Source organism: Rhizobium sp. C104 (assembly GCF_022354505.1).
GTDB lineage: Bacteria > Pseudomonadota > Alphaproteobacteria > Rhizobiales > Rhizobiaceae > Rhizobium > Rhizobium redzepovicii.
In genome coordinates, this window is sequence record NZ_CP092347.1 from 43,246 (window position 1) to 60,775 (window position 17,530).

The window sequence follows — 17,530 nt, forward strand, 5'->3', positions numbered from 1 at the left end:
TCCGTAGAACCTTCCAGGTTAGCGGCTTCGGCCGACCGCCACAGCCAGGATGATGAGCATTCCGCGCGCGATGAGCTGCTGGCTGTAGTCGAGGCCGCCAAGAATAAGACCGTTGTTGATGACACCGATGAGCAGGGCACCGACGATGGAACCGATCACGGTGCCGCGTCCGCCGAATAGGCTGGTACCGCCGAGAACCACGGCTGCAATGACAGACAGCTCATCACCTTCGCCAAGCTGGAAGCGTCCAGACTGCAGGCGTCCAGCATAGAGCATGCCAGCGATCGCAGCGGCCATCCCCGTCAGTAGCAGCACCTGGAACTTGATTTTCCGGACATCGACTCCGCTGTAGCGAGCTGCGACCGAGTTTCCGCCTGCCGACATGACCTTGCGGCCGAACGGTGTCTTTCGGAGCGCGATATGGGCGATCATGCCCAGAACGGCGACCCAGACAACGAGGACAGGAACAGGGCCGATGTTGCCGGAACCAAAGACGAAAATGAACGGGTCGTTGATAATTGGAACAGGCGAAGTGCCGCTTACCCACATTCCGACCCCTCGCGCGATCCCCATCATGCCGAGCGTCACCAAGAACGACGGGATGTTGAGATAGGCAGTCAGGCCGCCGTTTATGGCGCCTACCAGCAGCCCGAGGGTCAAGCCCGCGAGAATGCCGGGGAATAGACCGTACTTGCTCAGCACCAGGCCAGCGACCACCGACGACAATCCGGCAATGGCTCCGACCGAGAGGTCGATCTCGCCCGCCGAGAGTACGAACGACATTGCCATGGAAACGATGGCGACGATCGCAGTCTGCCGCAGGATGTTGAGCAGGTTGTTTGAAGATAGGAATCCGCGATCCTGCAGCAAGATCGCGAAGACGATGAAGATGACGACGAAGCCGATGTAGACGACGTAGTCGCGCCAGTTGCTGTGCCACGGCCGCATGTGGGTTGCATCCGTCTCTGTGTTCAATGTCTTGGCTTCAGTGGACATTTTGGGTTGCCTTCTGAATCGCGACCTGCAGACCGAGTTCGGTGCGGATCAGCGGAGATTGAGTTTCGTCGCCGGCAATCGTGGCCCAGCTTTCGATTTCGTCGCGCTCGATTTCGCGCGCGAGACGTCCGTTGTTCATGACCAGGATGCGGTCGCTCGTTGCCAGAAGCTCGGCTGGTTCCGACGAGATGACGATGACGGACTTTCCGGAGGAGGCGACGCTCCGAATGAGTTCTACGATCTCGGCCTTTGAACCGATGTCTACGCCTGCTGTCGGTTCGTCGAGAATGACAACCGAAGGATCAATCGCTAGCCATTTGGCAATAACGATCTTCTGCTGGTTGCCGCCGGAAAGGTTCCTGACCTTGTTGTCAGCGGACGGCGTCTTGATCCTCAGTTGCTTGATGAGATCGGAGGTCAGTGTTCCCTCGCGTCGACGATCGATGAAGGGACCGCGGACGAGCTGACCGATCTGCGGCAGTCCAAGATTGTCGCCGACGCTGTGCTCGACAACCAGACCTTCCTCGTGGCGGCTCTCCGGAACAAGGACGATGCCTGCCTTGATCGCATCCGAAGGTGACTTGAACTCAACGGCAGTGTCGCCGAGTTCTACGGTTCCCGCAGTTTTCTTATCGACGCCGAAAAGAAGGCGGGCAAGCTCGCTCCGGCCAGCGCCCATGAGGCCTGCTATTCCCACAATCTCGCCCTTGTGGACGTCGAAGCTGACATCGCTGGGTTTTCCCGAAGGGCCCGAAAGGCCACGTACGCTCAGCGCGGGTTTGCCGCTGCGATCAATGGCGCGCGCCTGGTATTGGAAGCCGGTGACACGCTTGCCGACCATGTGCTGCACGATCGAGTCGAGCGTGAATTCGGATGTCTTCCCGGAGGTCACGTTCTGACCGTCGCGGAGAATTGTAATCTCGTCGGCGATCGTCATGATCTCGGTCATGCGATGGGAAACGTAGATCACGGCTGTTCCCGCCGCAGTGAGCTTCTTCAACATGCCGAACAGAGTGTCGGCTTCCTGTGCGCTCAGCGACGAGGTTGGTTCGTCAAGGATAAGGATCCTGGCGTCTTGGTGGATGGCCTTGGCGATCTCGGTCAGCTGGGCCTGGCCGGGGCTGAGTTCAAAAACAGGCGTCCTCGGATCAACCCTGAGGTTGAGCTGGCCGATGATCTCGGCTGCCTGTGCGATTTCCCTGCGTTCGTCGACCAAGATCGACAGGCGGCGGGGCTCCCGGTTCAGGAAAATGTTCTGGGCGACCGAGAGGGTGGGGATCAGGCTGAGGTCCTGGAAGATCATCTCAATGCCGAGCCTGCGGGAATTCTCCGGAGAGCTGGACGACATGTGCTCGCCAAAAACCTCGATGGATCCCTCCGTGGGTGTGACCACGCCCTGCAGGATCTTCAACAGCGTAGACTTGCCGGCGCCATTTTCGCCGACCAGCGCATGGATTGTCCCGGGTTGGATCGTCAGGCTGACACCGCGCAATGCGTGCACGCCGCCAAACGATTTCCTCACGTTGCTCATCCTGACGGCGGCGAGGGTTTCGGTGACTGCTTGAGTGTTCATGGTCGTTGTCCGCCGCTGGGGCACGGGGAGCGGTCGGAGCCGCTCCCGCGCACCGTTAGTTCATTGCGTCGGTGAGAATCTTCGGTGCCTGGTCGCCGTTCGACTGCGGCCACGCCTCGATCAGGTTATCGCGGGTCACCGCAAGGGCCGGGAGCACGACGTAGGGAGGTGCGTCCTTTCCGAGAAGGGCGTATCCGGCAAGGATGCCCTCGGCATAACCGGCGCCGTACGGACGCTGGGATCCGGTTCCCTTGACGTAACCCTTCTTAGCCATGTCGATCGAGATGTTGACGCCAAGGTCGCAAGTGGTGATGACGAGGCTCTTGGACGCGCCCGCTGCGCGCGCCGCTGACAGGACGCCTTCTGTTGGCACGTCCCACACGGCCCAGATGCCATTGAGGTTGGGGTGGGCCGTCAGCATTGCGGAGGCGACGCGCTCGGATTCGCTTGAGAAATCAGGGCCTCCGACACCGGTCTCCTGGACGACCTTAATATCCGGATAATCCTTGATCGCTTCCTCGAAGCCGACCACGCGTTCTTTGGTGGCAAAAAGGTCGGACGCATGCGGGATGAGACCAATTTCGCCCTTGCCGTCGAGCGCCTTGGCCATGAGCAGTGCGGCGACCTTTCCCATCCCGCGGTTGTCGGAAGAGACGAGGCTCACATAGTCTTTGCCAGCCTTCATCCCGGCGCCGGTCTGGTCAAGGAAGATGATCTTAATGCCAGCGGCAGCAGCTTTCTTGTATGCTGCGGCCGTGGCTGACTGCTCGGCGGGAACGGTAATCATGACGTCAGGTTTGAGCGCCATGACGCTTTCGATGTCTGAAACTTGCTGCTCCGCGCGATATCCAGCATCAGTCGTCGCAACGATTTCGACGCCGAGCTCTTCCAGGGCCTTCTTTTGCCCGGCCATCTGGGCCTTGGCCCAGTCAGACGCCGTGTAGTGCATCACAATGGCCGCTTTGGCATGCTTCGCCTTGATCTTTTCGATCTCTTCGGCGGATAGCTTCAGGTCGCTCGCGAGGGTCGCTTTTTCGCCGTTGGGCCCGCTTGCCGGGTGACTTTCAATATCCTTGATCTGTTTATCGATATCGACCGCGAAGGCGCTCGGCGCATAGGCAGCGCTACCGCCGAGGGCAGTGGCAAGGGCGATCATCTGTAAGGACTTGCGCATCGTCAAAGGCATTTCGGTTCCTCCCTTTAAGGCCTATTGAGTTCAATAACGTATACGTTAATGCATTTGTAAAAGCTGTCAACTGAAGAAATGTCGGGAAACATCGGCGAGCCGCATCGAGCATTCCGCATTTGGAATGGTTTCAACCACCCGTGAGTGCCCAACGCGGTAGTCATCACGGTGGTCGTCTTGTCCGTTTGCCACCAAACGGATCGAGGCAGACCGCCCCCGTGAAAGCGACCCGGGACGATCCTTCCGGCTCCCGATGGACGCGGTAGCCAAATAAAAGCTATTGCGCAAATACAGAGGTATAAGGTATGAGGTATGATGTCGATGGGCAAACTCTTCGCAGTCGCAGCGGAATGTGATATTGTTATGTTTATCGTGTGTATTGCGTTATTTTGTGTTCTGATATTGTGATGTCCAGAAAAATGCGCCACATTGGTCGCGGTTTATGGGGAGGAAGAATTGACAGCAGCAGTTTCGATCCGCGATCTCGCGAACGCTATCCGTGTCCTGTCGATCGACGCGGTTGAGGCCGCAAAGTCCGGGCACCCCGGAATGCCCATGGGCATGGCTGATGCGGCGGCGGTGCTGTTCGGCCGGCACCTCAAGTTCGATTCAAGCGAACCTGGCTGGCCGGACCGCGATCGTTTCGTCCTGTCGAACGGCCATGGCTCGATGCTGCTCTACAGCCTTCTGCACCTCACCGGGTACAAAGACATGACCATTGAGCAGGTTCGCAACTTCCGCCAATGGGGCTCCAAAACGCCAGGTCATCCCGAATATGGGCACACCGCTGGCGTCGAGACGACCACCGGGCCGCTCGGACAGGGGATCGCGTCGGCTGTCGGAATGGCTATTGCGGAGCGGCGCCTATCAACCGAATTTGGCGCAGCGCTTGTCGATCACCGGACGTACGTTTTCTGTGGAGATGGGTGTCTCATGGAAGGTGTTGGTCAGGAAGCTGCTTCGCTGGCCGGCCACCTGCAGCTCGGCAAGTTGATCGTCCTTTACGACGACAACTCCATCACCATCGACGGCTCGACCGCAATCGCGTTTTCAGAAGATGTGCTCGCGAGGTTCGACGCGTACGGATGGCACACGCAGCGCGTTGACGGTCATGATCCGGATGCGATCGACGCGGCGATCTCGCAGGCGAAGGCGGAAGCATCCAGACCATCCCTCATAGCCCTGAAAACCATCATTGGATACGGCTCTCCGTCAAGGGCAGGAACAAGCTCCGTACATGGTGCACCGCTCGGCGCCAGCGAAGCCGCCGCGACGAAGGCAGTCTATGGCTGGACGGCGGACACTTTCGAGATTCCTGCTCCAATCCTCAAAACTTGGCGCGAAGTCGGCGCGAAGGGCGCCAAGGCGCGCAAGGACTGGCAAGCGCGGCTCGAAGCAGCGGGCGCAGATGTCAGAAGTGAGTTTGAACGCCGCACCGCCGGCTCATTGCCAGCGCGATATGAGGAAGCGGTCAACGCCGCCAAGGCAAAGCTGCTCGACAAGCCGCAATCAGTGGCAACGCGTAAGGCAAGCCAGATCGCACTGGAAGCGCTGACGGAGCTGCTTCCGGAAATGATCGGCGGGTCCGCTGACCTCACCCACTCAAACTTGACCCGGGTTCCGGCCGTCGACAGCGATTTCACCGCCGCTGCAAGCGGGCGGTATGTCAGCTATGGCGTTAGAGAGTTTGCCATGGCCGCCGCGATGAACGGTATGGCGGCTCACGGCGGCGTCATACCCTATGGTGGCACGTTCCTCGTCTTCTCGGATTATTGCCGCAATGCCATTCGTGTGGCGGCTCTGATGGGCGTCCGCTCTATCTTCGTGATGACGCATGACTCGATCGGTCTTGGCGAAGACGGTCCGACGCACCAGCCGGTCGAGCATCTTGCCAGCCTCAGGGCAATGCCGAACTTGCATGTATTCCGGCCCGCCGACACCATCGAGACGCTGGAATGCTGGGATCTTGCAATAACCAGCAAGAACACGCCGTCGGTTTTGGCGCTCTCGCGGCAGAATGTCCCGCAACTGCGCGCCCAGCGTGACGGCATCAATCGCTGCGCACGGGGAGCCTATGTGCTGCGGGAAGCGAGCAGCGAACGTGCCGTCACAATCATCGCCACTGGAACGGAAGTCGCGCTTGCGATCCAGGCTGCCGACGAGCTTGAGGCGAGAAACGTTCCCGCCGCTGTCGTCTCGATGCCGAGCTGGGATCTCTTCGAAAAGCAGCCCAAGGATTACCGCAGCTCGGTCCTCGGCAACGCGCCGCGCATTGCCGTGGAAGCGCTCTCGAAGTTCGGCTGGACTAGGTATGTCGACAGCGAAGACGACGTGATCGGGATGTCCGGCTTCGGAGCGTCTGCGCCGGCCGAGACGCTGTACGAGCAATTTGGGATCACGCGTGACGCAATCGTCACGCGCGCCCTAGCAAGGATAAGGGGCAAGCAATGAGCGCGCCGGCGACACCCGGAAATGACGAAGCGGGCGTCCAGTATGGTTCTGTCGATGAGTACCTCTCGACCTGGGCTGGTGAAGATTTGTCCCGTCAGGGGGTGGCGGCTCTAATCAACGGTGTGTTGGATGCCGCCTGTCTTTTATCCGCACGCATCGCAGCCGGTTCCCTGGAGGGCGATCTGGCCCACCTTGTCGGATCAAATACCGACGGTGATGCGCAAAAGGCAATCGACATCGCGTCGCACGAGTTGTTCATCGAAATACTCGCACGCGCAGGCGCTGCCAGGGTCCTGTCCGAGGAGGCCGACGCGCCAGTTATGCTCAATGGCCAGCATTTTGCGGTCGCAATCGACCCGATCGACGGTTCAGGCAATGTCGGGCTGGGCACGCCCGTCGGCACGATCTTCTCGATCATGCCTTTCTGCGAAGCTGAAGATCCCTTTTTAACCCCTGGAAAGCGCCAGGCCGCGGCCGGTTATGTCTCATTCGGCAACACCGTCGATTTGGGCTTTTCGGTCGGTGAGGGTGTGCTGCTGGCGACGATGCATCCCCAAACCGGCGAGTTCCTGATCGTCAAAAGGCAGGTTCTGATACCTTGCGACACGTCCGAGCTTGCATATAACGCTTCCAACCACCGTCACCTTCACCCTGCCATGAGCCTGTATCTTCAGGATTGTCTGACCGGCAAGGAGGGAACGCGCGGCCGTGATTTCAACATGCGTTGGCTCGGATCGGCAGTCGGAGAACTCCACCGGATCCTGATCAGGGGCGGTGTGTTCTTCTACGCCGGCGACAAGCGACCCGGCTTTGAAAATGGGCGCCTTCGACTGGTGTATGAAGCGAATCCGATCGCGTTCCTGATGGAGCAGGCCGGGGGCGGGCCACCGACGGCACGACCGCCATCCTGGACAAGATCCCGACCTCTCACCATTGCCGCACGCCGCTGGTTTTCGGTTCGGCGACGGAGGTCGACGTGATCGCAAGCTATCTCAATTCCAATCCAACCAGCGAGTAACATGTCATGGCCAGGATTACTCTCCGCCAGCTGCTGGATGATGCCGCCGAACACGGCTACGGCGTCCCGGCGTTCAACATTAACAACATGGAACAGGCGCTTGCCATCATGGAAGCGGCCGACGGAACGGATTCGCCTGTCATCCTCCAGGCGAGCCGTGGGGCGCGAGCCTATGTCAACGACATCATGCTCAAGCACATGATGGAGGCGGTGACGGAAATCTATCCGCATATCCCCGTTTGCGTCCATCTTGACCACGGAAACGAACCGAGCACCTGCGTCACCGCGATCCAGCATGGTTTTACGTCCGTAATGATGGACGGATCGATCCTTGCTGACGGGAAAACCGCGGCGGATTGGGACTACAACGTCAAGGTCACGAGAAGCGTCAGCGACACGGCCCATTGGGCAGGGGTTTCGGTGGAAGGGGAGCTTGGCGTTCTGGGCTCGCTTGAGACCGGTGCGGGCGAGGCGGAAGACGGTCACGGCGTCGAAGGCAAGCTCGATCCGCATCAGCTTCTGACCGATCCGGAGGAGGCGGCGAAATTTGTCGCGGAGACCAAGGTGGATGCGCTTGCCGTCGCAATGGGCACCAGCCATGGCGCCTACAAGTTCTCACGCCGGCCGGACGGTGACGTGCTGGCAATGGATGTTATCGAGGCGATCCACCGGAAACTTCCGAATACCCATCTCGTCATGCACGGTTCGTCAAGCGTGCCGGAGGAGTTGCAGGAAATCTTCAATCGCTTCGGCGGGCGGATGAAGCCCACCTGGGGCGTGCCGCTCGAGGAAATCCTGCGCGGCATTCGGCATGGTGTGCGAAAGGTCAACATCGACACGGATTGCCGCATGGCAATGACCGGGCAGGTGCGCCGAGTGCTGTCCGAAGATCCGACAGAATTCGACCCTCGCAAATATTTGAAGCCCGCAATGACGGCGCTTTCGAAGCTTTGTCGCGAAAGATTCGAAGCTTTCGGAACGGCAGGGCGCGCAAGCTCTATCAACGTCGTGCCACTCGCGGAAATGGCGAAGCGGTATCGAGCCGGCTCGCTCTAGGTAGGTCACAGCAGTTCGAACGCAAACGTGGTGAAGCGGGACATGACCGAGAAGAAAACCCTCTGGATTGGCACCAGCTGGAAGATGAACAAGACGCTTGCCGATGCCGCGCAATTTGCGCACGGTCTCAGGGCCGCAGACATCACGTCCCATCCGCGCATCCAGCGCTTTGTCATCCCTCCTTTCACTGTTGTCCGGGAAGTGAAGACCACATTGGCGGGCACGTCGGTAAAGGTCGGCGCGCAGAACATGCACTGGGACGAGGAGGGCGCCTGGACGGGCGAGATTTCGGCCTTGATGCTTACAGACTGCAACCTCGACATCGTCGAGCTTGGTCACTCCGAGAGGCGTGAACATTTCGGTGAGACGGACGTGACGGTAGGACTGAAAGTCGAGGCGGCGGTTCGCCACGGCTTGATCCCGCTCATCTGCATAGGGGAGACACTTTCCGAACGCGAGGCCGGGCGAGCCCGCGACGTCCTCGAGCGCCAGGTTCGTGGCGCGTTGGGAAGCCTTTCTACCGACCAGAAGCACAAACCGATACTGCTTGCCTACGAGCCTGTTTGGGCCATTGGCGTCGATGGGATCCCCGCGACAGCGGACTACGCCGACGCCCGCCAGGCCGAGATCATCGCGTTCGCGGAAGCCGTGCTCGGCCGGCGCATTCCCTGCCTCTACGGCGGTTCGGTCAACGCAGACAACTGCGAAGAGCTCATATCCTGCCCTCATGTCGATGGGCTGTTCATCGGCCGCTCGGCCTGGAAGATCGAGGGCTACCTCGACATCCTCGAAAAGTGCGCGGCCAAAATCTGAGGAGTGATGAAGATGAAAATTGCAGTAGCAGGCGACAGCGCGGGCGAGGGCCTCGCCAAGGTCCTCGCCGATTATCTCAAGGACCGTTTTGAGGTGTTCGAGGTCTCCCGGACGGACGCCGGTCTCGACGATTTCTATGCGAACCTCTCCGACAGGGTCGCCAACGGCGTGCTCGACGGCACCTATGACAAGGCCATCCTGGTGTGCGGCACCGGGATCGGCGTCTGCATTTCGGCAAACAAGGTGCCGGGTATTAGGGCAGCCCTCACACACGATACTTATTCCGCCGAGCGGGCGGCGTTGTCGAACAACGCCCAGATCATTACCATGGGCGCCCGCGTCATTGGATCGGAACTTGCGAAGACGATCGTCGACTCATTCCTCGCCCAGAGGTTCGACGAGAACGGTCGCTCGGCCAGCAATGTTGCCGCCATCGACGAGGTCGATACGAAATACCACGCCCGCTAGTTGGAAGGCTGGGCATGCATTGCTCGCGGTCGATGCGCCAGGCGCAATCAGCCTGGCGCATTATCGTTTTCTGGCAATTTTCAGAACCCGGCGAATAGGCCGGGCGGCATACGGTATCCGGGCTTCGCGTCCGCCTTCAGATGCCGCCGGTGATGATCGCAGTGCGACCTGCGGGAAATGTAAGATGCGCCACGCCTTGACGTGATGCCCTGGCTGTCATTTCAGCAGGGATGTGCGGAAGTGTTCCATGTTTTCCTCGACGCTCTCGCGGCTGAGGTCACCGGTCTTTCTGTCCCGGATCATCTGAAACATGTGTTCGTGGAGATCGACTGCGCGCCATTTGCCACTGACCTCTAGCGATTTTTGCACCCAAGGCGCGACCATCGTCAGCACGAAGTCGGCGATCACGACGATCAACGGGTTTCCGGCGGCTTTGTATATTGCTCGGTGGAAATCGAGATCGGCCTTGAGGAGATCTTCGATCGCGGAGTTCGCATCCTCCGACAGCCTTTTTAGTCGGTCGATGCACTCTCTCATCGTGGCGAGGTCTTCGTCCGTACGCCGCAGCGACGCGAGTTCTGAACAGTTGCGGTCGAAAATGTATCGCAGTTCCATCAGCATCTCAGGCGTCGAGCTCTGAAGATAGAGCTGAAACATCGCGAGCGGCATCGCCGGAAGGCCTTCGTCCTTACGGATGTAATTTCCAAAGCCATGACGCGTCTCGACAAGACCCGAGACCGCGAGCGTTTTGATCGCCTCTCTGATTGGAGTGCGACTGATCCCGAGAAGCTGGGCCAGCTCTTTTTCATTGGGAAGTTTGTCACCAGGCCCGAGGTTGCCTTTGGCAATTTCGCCCGTAATGTAGTCGAGCGCTATGTCCAGCCGGCTTGGGATTTTCTTTGGGTCAACAGACAGCATTCCTGGTCACGCTCCAATCAGAAATCGAAAAGGTACGAGGTCATACCGCGTTTTCCCGCTTGCGACAAATGCCGAACGTCGAACTGGCCACCTCTCCAGGTTATTCGCTGATTTGTCCCAGCCGCTTCGAGGCTTTTGGATCGAATGGGAACATGAGGCCAGCGGCCAGGAAGCCGCCGTCGACGTTCAGGGTGTGCCCCGTAATATAGGCAGCATCGTCGCTCGCCAGGAACACCGCGGCATCAGCGATTTCCGATGGTTCGCCATAACGGCGTTGCGGAACGAGCCGATGATAGGCGTCACGCGTTTCGACCGTGTGCATGACTTTCGAGACCTCGGTCAATATCGGGCCCGGTGCGATGTTATTCACATTGATTCCCGATTCCGCGAGTTCGACCGCCATAACCTTCGTGAGGAGTTCGACGCCGGCCTTTGAGGCTCCATAGGCCGAACGCCCGACACCTCCCTTCTGACCGGACAGCGAAGCGATATTGATGATCCGCCCATAGCCTTTGGCGGCCATGATCCGAGCAAAGGCTTGCGCCACGAGGAATGTTCCGGTCAGATTGATCCGGACGACGCGTTCGAATTCCTCCCGTGAGCTTTCGAGAAACAGAGTGGTTGCGCCCACGCCCGCGTTGTTCACGAGTATGTCGACCGTGCCGAATCGGCCAATCGTTTCCTTAACGATCGTCTCAACGTCTTCGTTGACGGAAATATCGGCGCGGACGGCCAAAGCCCGCTCCCCAAGCCGCTCGGCGGCTTCGTTCGCCACTTCCAGATCGCGGTCGACGATAACGACATTCGCGCCTTCGCGAACATAGGCTTCAGCGATTGCCAGTCCGATGCCCCGGCCAGCGCCCGTCACCACGGCAGTGCGTCCAGAAAGTCTCATCTCGTCGTCCTCCAATTTTCTCGATATGAGGTATAAGGTATAAGGTATGACCTTGACAGAGTTATGAGCTGCTTCTATGAGTATTGTCAAGAGTGAAGCCCGGCTGATGTATGGAGGAAGATATCCTCGGCCGGGATATTGGGAGGATCCGATGACATCAGCTGGCAAGCTCAAGGCCGTGTTTTACGGCGACGACTTCACGGGTTCTTCCGAAAACCTGGCGCAGTTCCATCGCAGTGGTGTGAAGGGAAAACTCTATCTCGCACGCCCTTCAGCACAGACGGCGTCAACAGATGCTCTGTCTTATGATGTGCTTGGCTTCGCCGGTACCGCAAGGGCGTTGTCCGGCGTCGAGCTCGACGAGGAGCTTGACAGCGCGTTTTCGATCATGCGCACCCTCAACAGTCCGCTTATCCAATACAAGATCTGTTCGACGTTCGAACTCGTCGCCCACCGTTGGAAGCTATGGTGCTGTTCTGGCGCGCGCTGCGGCTCACTTCGGCAAGAGGGACGTTCCAGTCCTCGCCGCGACCCCGGACTTCGGGCGCTACACCTGTTTCGGAAATCATTTCGCGCGCTTTGCCGACAGGATTGAGCGGCTCGACCGGCACCCGAGCATGTCGCGCCACCCCAGGACGCCGATGCACGAGGCGGATCTGCGCATGCATCTGGCTGGGCAGACAGATAAGGAATTCGTCAACGTCACGCTTCCCGCAATCCGGAACCGCTCGGCAATGGAGGAGCGTGTCTTCAAGGCCTTCCAAGAGGGGGCAGGGGTCATTTTCGATGGGCTCGAAAATGCGGATCTTGCGGCTGTCGCCGATCTGCTCTGGGCGCGGTATCCGACACGTCCGATGTTCGCGCTAGCAGCTCAAGGCTTGGCGCAACAACTCGGCGCTCTTTGGGCCCGCTTGGGCCTGCTATCGTCGGCGGAGCCCGTCAAGACGGAGATTGCCGGCGTCGAAAATCTACTCGTCTTATCAGGTAGTTGCGCCCTGCAAACCGGGCGCCAGATTGCGGTGGCCGAAGCTTCCGGGTGGAACCTTGTCCACTTGGATGTCTCGACAGTCCGGTCCGATGATGATGCTGAGGCAGTTGCGCGGGAGGCTGCTTTGAAGGCGATCGAGAGCCTTGTGCGCGGTCGATCTACAATCATCTACACGGCTCGCGGGGAAACCGGCCGTCTGGCCGGCGGCGATGTTCCCGCGGAACGCTTGGGCGCCATCTACTGTGACGTTGCGCGTGCCGTGCGCCGCGCGGTTTCCTTGCCGCGGATCGTGTTTTCGGGCGGTGACAGTTCGAGCTATGCGGTGCGGACAATCGGCGCCGAAGCGCTCGAGATCGCCGTTTTTGACGAAGTTCAAAATTGCCATGTCTGCCGCCTGGATGCGCCGGGCGACGCCGAAGTCGATGGCCTCGAAGTCATGCTGAAGGGCGGGCAGATTGGTGCCGATGACTTCTTCCTGCGGGCAAAGGCGGGCACCTCGGGTTATCTGGCGGCGTAAGGAGCGAAAGATGCAAAAGAAAATCATCCTCGAAGCCAGGGTCAACGAGTACGCGCCGCGCACATCCAACCCTAATATCCCATACACCGCCGACGAGATCGTTGAGGCCGCCGTTGCAGCCCGCAAGGCGGGAGCGGCGATTCTCCACTATCATGCCAGGACAGCCGACGGCGGTGCGACAAACACCGTTGAGGCAAACGCCGAAATCATCCGCGAAGTCAGGCAGGCGACCGATCTACTCATCCTTCCCACGCTCGGCTTTATCTCGAATGATGCCGACGCCATGAAGCGCATCGACACGGTCGCAACCCTGGCATTGGACCCTGCTACGAAGCCCGATATTGCGCCCATCGATACCGGTTCGGCCAATCTCGAGCTTTGGGATGCCGAGACGCGCAGGTTCGAAAATCCAGAACGTTTGTATCTCAACACGACCGAAAGTCTCGCGCACTACGCGCGTACCTTGGCCGAAAAGGGCGTAAAGCCGAAGCTGGTTTCCTGGTCTGTCGGGTTCACGCGCCGCGCGATCGCTCTGATGGACGCGGGCCTTGTGAGGGGCCCGCCTACTTTCTCCTGCACCTAACGGGAGGGCGATACATTACCGGGCATCCGCCGACCGAGGCGGGTCTCATGGCGCATCTTGCATTTCTGCCCGACGACCGGCCGATCGAATGGACGGTCAATTGCCTTGGGGGCAATCTGTTGAACATTGCTCCTGCGATCTGCCGTCTGGGCGGCCACATGGCTATTGGAATAGGCGACTATCCCTATCGCGAGTTCGGCACACCCACGAACGCGGAAGTCATATCGCGCGCTGTTGAGATTGCCCAAAAGGTCGGACGTGAGCCCGCTACACCCCAGGAGGCACGCGCGATCCTCGAACTGGACGCCGCGTAGATCCAATAAGGCATGCGATCCGCACACACGAGGCATAGATTTGGATTTTTACGAGGTATGACGTCATATCATGGTCAACGCAACTGAGAAGATAACAGTTCAGGGAACCGCGCAGTCGTCTTCGGCACGCGTGCTTCTGCGGGCCGAGGGCGTGGAAAAGTCGTTCAACGGCGTCCCAGCGCTCGTTGATGGCCGACTAACTCTAAAGGCCGGGACCGTCCATGCCTTGTGCGGCGGTAACGGCGCCGGCAAGTCGACATTCCTCAACATCACGATGGGACTGCTCCGCCGCGATGGAGGGATAGTGGAGATCGATGGCGAGCAGGTCGACTTCAAAAGCGCCGCTGACGCCTTGCGTCACGGCATCGCGATCATCACGCAGGAGCTTTCCCCGTCCCCGAGATGACCGTCGCCGAGAACCTTTACCTTGGCCGCGAGCCGAAGCGACTTGGCGTGCTCGTCGATTTTAGCCAGATGCGCAGGGACGCCCAGGCATTCCTCGATGAACTCGGCTTTGAAGTCGACGCTGCCAAGAAGATGGGGGAGCTGAGCCTCGCCCAGATTCAGCTCGTCGAAATTGCGAAGGCTCTCAGCTATCGGGCACATATCGTCATCATGGACGAGCCGACATCTGCTATCGGCGAACACGAAGTCCATGTCTTGTTCAACGCGCTCCGCAAGATCACCGCGCGCGGTTCCGCAATTATCTACGTGTCTCACAAACTCACCGAAATCTTCGAGATCGCGGATGAGTACACAGTCTTCCGCGACGGCCGTTTCATCGAGACTGGAAACATCAAAGACATCGACCGCCGTCATCTTGTGACACAGATCGTCGGCCGTGAAGTCAAGCTGGTCGAGAAGGGCAAGCCTCTCGAAGACGCGCCAATCCTGCTTTCGGTCTCGAACTTGGCGCGCGGGCCTCATTTCCGAGACATCTCGCTAGACGTGGCGTCCGGCGAAGTGGTCGGAATCTACGGGCTGCTTGGGTCCGGACGAACCGAGTTCCTCGAGACAATATTCGGGCTGCACTCACCAACGGGAGGCGAAGTTGTCTTCAACGGCGGTAAGGTCAAGCCAGGCAGTCCTAAGGACGCAATTCAACGTGGAATGGCGATGGTGACCGAGGATCGCAAGGACAGTGGTCTCGTGCTCTCGGCATCGATCGCCCACAACATCACGCTTTCATCGCTGGCCTTGATGGCCATCAGCGGTTTCATCCGCGGGGACAAAGAGCGCAGCGCAGTTCAAGACATGATCGTCTCACAGAGGATCAAGTCGGCGTCGCCAGATGTTGCCGTCGAAACTCTGTCAGGGGGCAACCAACAAAAAGTCGTGCTGGCCCGGTGCCTTCTGACAAATCCAAAGCTTCTCATTTGCGACGAACCGACGCGTGGCATCGACGAAGGTTCCAAGCAGGAGATCTACGCGTTCCTGCGAGACTTCGCGGCAAAGGGCAACGGCGTCCTCGTGGTCTCCTCGGAGGCACCGGAGATCATGCAGCTCAGCGACAGGATCGCGATTTTCAAACAGGGGCAGCTCCTCAGCATCATCGACGGTGCCGAAGCAACGCAACAGACGCTTATGGACATGGCGAGCTGATGAGCGGTCATAGCCCCATTCACGGGAGGACTTGAGTAATGAATACCATCGCTGCGGCGAAGCCCGGAAACTTCCGCGCCGGGGAAATGATCAGGCAGTTCAGCATCGTTCTCGTGTTTTTCCTGATCGTCGCGTTCTTCGCGTTCGCGAACCAGTACTTCATGACATGGTTGAATTGGCTGAATCTCGTTCGCCAGTCGTCGATCAACGGCATTCTGGCGATCGGAGTGACCTTCGTCATCCTTACTAAGGGCATCGACCTATCGGTCGGCTCCGTAATGGCGCTCGCGGGCATGATCGCCGCCAGCCTCGTAACGGAGACCAACGAGCAGTTCGTGCTTTTCGGTATCTTTGCGGGCCTCGCGGCGGGAGCCGGCCTCGGCTTGGTGAACGGCGTGCTTGTTGCCGCGGTCAAGGTCCCGCCGTTCGTAGTGACGCTTGGCATGTTGAGCGTGGCCCGCGGTCTCACCTTGATCTTTTCGGAAGGACGCCCCATCCCGAATCTGTCGGATCCCTTCAAGTGGATCGGCTCCGGGCAGATCATGTATATCCCGGTACCGATCGTCATCCTGTTCGTCGTCTTCCTGATTGGATGGACCGTTTTAAACTATACGACTTTCGGCCGTTATGTGTACGCAGTTGGCGGCAACGAGAAGGCGGCTCGCACGAGCGGCATTTCCACCAAGGTGATCGTCGGTGCGACCTATGTGATCTCGGGCCTCCTGGCTGGTCTTGCGGGGCTTGTCCTGACGGCTCGCACCACCGCTGCGCTGCCGCAAGCGGGCATCGGTTATGAGCTTGACGCGATCGCCGCCGTCGTGATCGGCGGGACGAGCCTTGCGGGCGGCCGCGGATCGCTGCTCGGCACACTGATCGGCGCGCTCATCATCGGCACGATCAACAACGGCATGGACCTCATGGGCGTGTCTTCATACTACCAGCAGGTCCTCAAGGGCACGATCATCGTGGTCGCGGTCATCGCCGACCAAATCCGCAAATAAGACCAATCCCGAAATTGCCGCCGGGGAAGGCCGGCGACAATGTCCGGCCCAGCGTGTCGCGTCCGGACGTATCTTAAACCAGAGGAGAATATGAAATGCAGATGTCTAGGAGGAACCTGCTCAATGCGGGTGTGGGTATGGCAATCGCCGTAGCGACGTTGGCTGGCGGGAACTTCGCCTTCGCGCAGGACAAAATTCGGATCGCGGCTCTCTCGTTCGGTGAGTCCGGCGAGTACATGAAGGCTTGGTCGACGGAAATCCAGAACCATCCCGCCGTCAAATCGGGCGAGGTCGAGATCACCGTTTTCGACGGCAAGTATGATCCACTGACACAGGCGAACCAGATCGACACAGCGATCACCCAACAATTCAACGCGATCATCATGTCACCCTTCGACCTCGAGGCCTCGGCGCCGCCGATCGAAAAGGCCGCCGAAGCGAAAATCCCGCTTATCGTGTCGGCGCTCAAGACCAAGTCGACGAAATACACCGCGTCCATCATCGTTAACGATACCGAAGGCGGCCGGATCATCGCTGAGGAACTCGCCAAGCGCCTTCCGAACGGCGGCAACGTCGTCCTCATGGAGGGTCCGATCGGCCAGTCGGCCCAGATCGAGCGCCGCGCAGGCATAGACGCTGGTCTCGCCAAGTTCCCGAACCTCAAGCTCATCGAAGACAAGACAGGCAACTGGAGCCGCGCCGAGGGTCAGGCGCTCATGGAGAACTGGTTGCTCGCACACCCGGGTGAGATCAACGGCGTCCTTGCGGAAAACGACGAGATGGCGCTTGGCGCGATCGAAGCCATGAAGAGCGCCGGCATCGATCTCAAGACCGTTCCCGTTCTTGCGATCGACGGCATTCCGGACGCAAAGCGCGCCGTGAAGAAGGGCGAGATGGCGGTCAGCCTCTACAAGTACGCCCGCGCCGAAGGCCAGGGCGCGGTCGACCTCGCACTGCGGGCGATCAAGGGCGAGAGCTACAAGCCGCAGTCCGAAATCTGGGGCTCGCTGATGGAATGGAAGGGCGGCACCGAGAAGGACTACGTCGTGCCGTGGCTCGTGCTCGATTCCACCAATGTCGAGAAGTACATGTAATCGGACAACGGCGGACGGCCCGTACGGCCGTCCGCCTTACACCAGGGAAATAGGATC

The 17,530-nt window shown here is 59.4% G+C and carries 13 protein-coding genes and 3 pseudogenes; 11 read left to right on the forward strand and 5 right to left on the reverse strand.

The window, feature by feature from the left end; genetic code table 11:
- Positions 1-18: 18 nt before the first annotated feature.
- From MF410_RS00205 to MF410_RS00215, 3 genes are read right to left on the reverse strand one after another with little or no spacing between them, the layout of a single operon-like run.
- Complete coding sequence (locus MF410_RS00205) at positions 19-996, reverse strand: ABC transporter permease (protein WP_064843703.1); 978 nt, start codon at positions 994-996, stop codon at positions 19-21.
- Positions 986-2,569, reverse strand: a complete 1,584-nt coding sequence (locus MF410_RS00210) for a sugar ABC transporter ATP-binding protein (RefSeq protein ID WP_064843704.1) — start codon at positions 2,567-2,569, stop codon at positions 986-988. The genes MF410_RS00205 and MF410_RS00210 overlap by 11 nt, the downstream gene beginning before the upstream one ends.
- A 55-nt stretch (positions 2,570-2,624) precedes the next feature.
- The gene (locus MF410_RS00215) at positions 2,625-3,755 is read right to left on the reverse strand and encodes a substrate-binding domain-containing protein (protein WP_096771278.1); all 1,131 of its coding nucleotides are present in this window, start codon (positions 3,753-3,755) and stop codon (positions 2,625-2,627) included.
- Between the two features lie 456 nt (positions 3,756-4,211).
- Between MF410_RS00215 and tkt the strand changes: the two genes are divergently transcribed.
- The 5 genes and pseudogenes from tkt (at position 4,212) to MF410_RS00240 (ending at position 9,561) form a co-directional block, all read left to right on the forward strand.
- The gene (gene tkt / locus MF410_RS00220; protein WP_064843706.1) at positions 4,212-6,206 is read left to right on the forward strand and encodes a transketolase; all 1,995 of its coding nucleotides are present in this window, start codon (positions 4,212-4,214) and stop codon (positions 6,204-6,206) included.
- A pseudogene (locus MF410_RS00225) lies at positions 6,203-7,224 on the forward strand (class 1 fructose-bisphosphatase). Before tkt ends, MF410_RS00225 begins: the two are co-directional and overlap by 4 nt.
- A 6-nt stretch (positions 7,225-7,230) precedes the next feature.
- Positions 7,231-8,280 carry a class II fructose-bisphosphate aldolase gene (gene fba / locus MF410_RS00230; protein ID WP_064843708.1) on the forward strand — a complete coding sequence of 350 codons (1,050 nt, stop codon included), beginning with the start codon at positions 7,231-7,233 and terminating at the stop codon, positions 8,278-8,280.
- Between the two features lie 42 nt (positions 8,281-8,322).
- Positions 8,323-9,093, forward strand: coding sequence for a triose-phosphate isomerase (locus MF410_RS00235; protein ID WP_064843709.1), 771 nt, complete (start codon positions 8,323-8,325; stop codon positions 9,091-9,093).
- A 12-nt stretch (positions 9,094-9,105) separates the two neighbouring features.
- A complete protein-coding gene (locus MF410_RS00240) occupies positions 9,106-9,561 on the forward strand; it encodes an RpiB/LacA/LacB family sugar-phosphate isomerase (RefSeq protein WP_040140203.1) in 456 nt (151 codons plus the stop codon).
- A 216-nt stretch (positions 9,562-9,777) separates the two neighbouring features.
- Here MF410_RS00240 and MF410_RS00245 read toward each other — a convergent pair whose 3' ends face one another.
- Together MF410_RS00245 and MF410_RS00250 are read right to left on the reverse strand one after the other, a co-directional pair.
- The gene (locus MF410_RS00245) at positions 9,778-10,479 is read right to left on the reverse strand and encodes a GntR family transcriptional regulator (RefSeq protein ID WP_004129783.1); all 702 of its coding nucleotides are present in this window, start codon (positions 10,477-10,479) and stop codon (positions 9,778-9,780) included.
- Between the two features lie 100 nt (positions 10,480-10,579).
- Complete coding sequence (locus MF410_RS00250; RefSeq protein ID WP_004129782.1) at positions 10,580-11,374, reverse strand: 3-oxoacyl-ACP reductase family protein; 795 nt, start codon at positions 11,372-11,374, stop codon at positions 10,580-10,582.
- A 151-nt stretch (positions 11,375-11,525) separates the two neighbouring features.
- On the opposite strand from MF410_RS00250, the gene MF410_RS00255 reads away from it, so the two are divergent.
- The 6 genes and pseudogenes from MF410_RS00255 (at position 11,526) to MF410_RS00280 (ending at position 17,473) form a co-directional block, all read left to right on the forward strand.
- Positions 11,526-11,969 carry a four-carbon acid sugar kinase family protein gene (locus tag MF410_RS00255; RefSeq protein WP_275593005.1) on the forward strand — a complete coding sequence of 148 codons (444 nt, stop codon included), beginning with the start codon at positions 11,526-11,528 and terminating at the stop codon, positions 11,967-11,969.
- Positions 11,851-12,879 carry a four-carbon acid sugar kinase family protein gene (locus MF410_RS36510; protein ID WP_275593010.1) on the forward strand — a complete coding sequence of 343 codons (1,029 nt, stop codon included), beginning with the start codon at positions 11,851-11,853 and terminating at the stop codon, positions 12,877-12,879. Before MF410_RS00255 ends, MF410_RS36510 begins: the two co-directional genes overlap by 119 nt.
- Before the next feature lie 10 nt (positions 12,880-12,889).
- Positions 12,890-13,776, forward strand: a pseudogene (locus MF410_RS00265) (3-keto-5-aminohexanoate cleavage protein).
- A 70-nt stretch (positions 13,777-13,846) separates the two neighbouring features.
- Positions 13,847-15,378 (forward strand): annotated as a pseudogene (locus MF410_RS00270) (sugar ABC transporter ATP-binding protein).
- Between the two features lie 86 nt (positions 15,379-15,464).
- Positions 15,465-16,379, forward strand: coding sequence for a putative ABC transporter permease (locus MF410_RS00275; protein WP_013984672.1), 915 nt, complete (start codon positions 15,465-15,467; stop codon positions 16,377-16,379).
- A gap of 95 nt (positions 16,380-16,474) precedes the next feature.
- Complete coding sequence (locus MF410_RS00280) at positions 16,475-17,473, forward strand: substrate-binding domain-containing protein (protein WP_004129775.1); 999 nt, start codon at positions 16,475-16,477, stop codon at positions 17,471-17,473.
- Positions 17,474-17,530: the final 57 nt, after the last annotated feature.

Bases quoted from the DNA above. Each gene is read 5' to 3' on its own strand.
- MF410_RS00215 (WP_096771278.1), bottom strand. From the start codon at position 3,755: ATGCCTTTGACGATGCGCAAGTCCTTACAGATGATCGCCCTTGCCACT.
- MF410_RS00275 (WP_013984672.1), top strand. From the start codon at position 15,465: ATGATCAGGCAGTTCAGCATCGTTCTCGTGTTTTTCCTGATCGTCGCG.
- MF410_RS00280 (WP_004129775.1), top strand. From the start codon at position 16,475: ATGCAGATGTCTAGGAGGAACCTGCTCAATGCGGGTGTGGGTATGGCA.
- MF410_RS00240 (WP_040140203.1), top strand. From the start codon at position 9,106: ATGAAAATTGCAGTAGCAGGCGACAGCGCGGGCGAGGGCCTCGCCAAG.
- MF410_RS00235 (WP_064843709.1), top strand. From the start codon at position 8,323: ATGACCGAGAAGAAAACCCTCTGGATTGGCACCAGCTGGAAGATGAAC.
- MF410_RS00255 (WP_275593005.1), top strand. From the start codon at position 11,526: ATGACATCAGCTGGCAAGCTCAAGGCCGTGTTTTACGGCGACGACTTC.
- MF410_RS00250 (WP_004129782.1), bottom strand. From the start codon at position 11,374: ATGAGACTTTCTGGACGCACTGCCGTGGTGACGGGCGCTGGCCGGGGC.
- MF410_RS00205 (WP_064843703.1), bottom strand. From the start codon at position 996: ATGTCCACTGAAGCCAAGACATTGAACACAGAGACGGATGCAACCCAC.
- MF410_RS00245 (WP_004129783.1), bottom strand. From the start codon at position 10,479: ATGCTGTCTGTTGACCCAAAGAAAATCCCAAGCCGGCTGGACATAGCG.
- fba (WP_064843708.1), top strand. From the start codon at position 7,231: ATGGCCAGGATTACTCTCCGCCAGCTGCTGGATGATGCCGCCGAACAC.
- MF410_RS00210 (WP_064843704.1), bottom strand. From the start codon at position 2,569: ATGAACACTCAAGCAGTCACCGAAACCCTCGCCGCCGTCAGGATGAGC.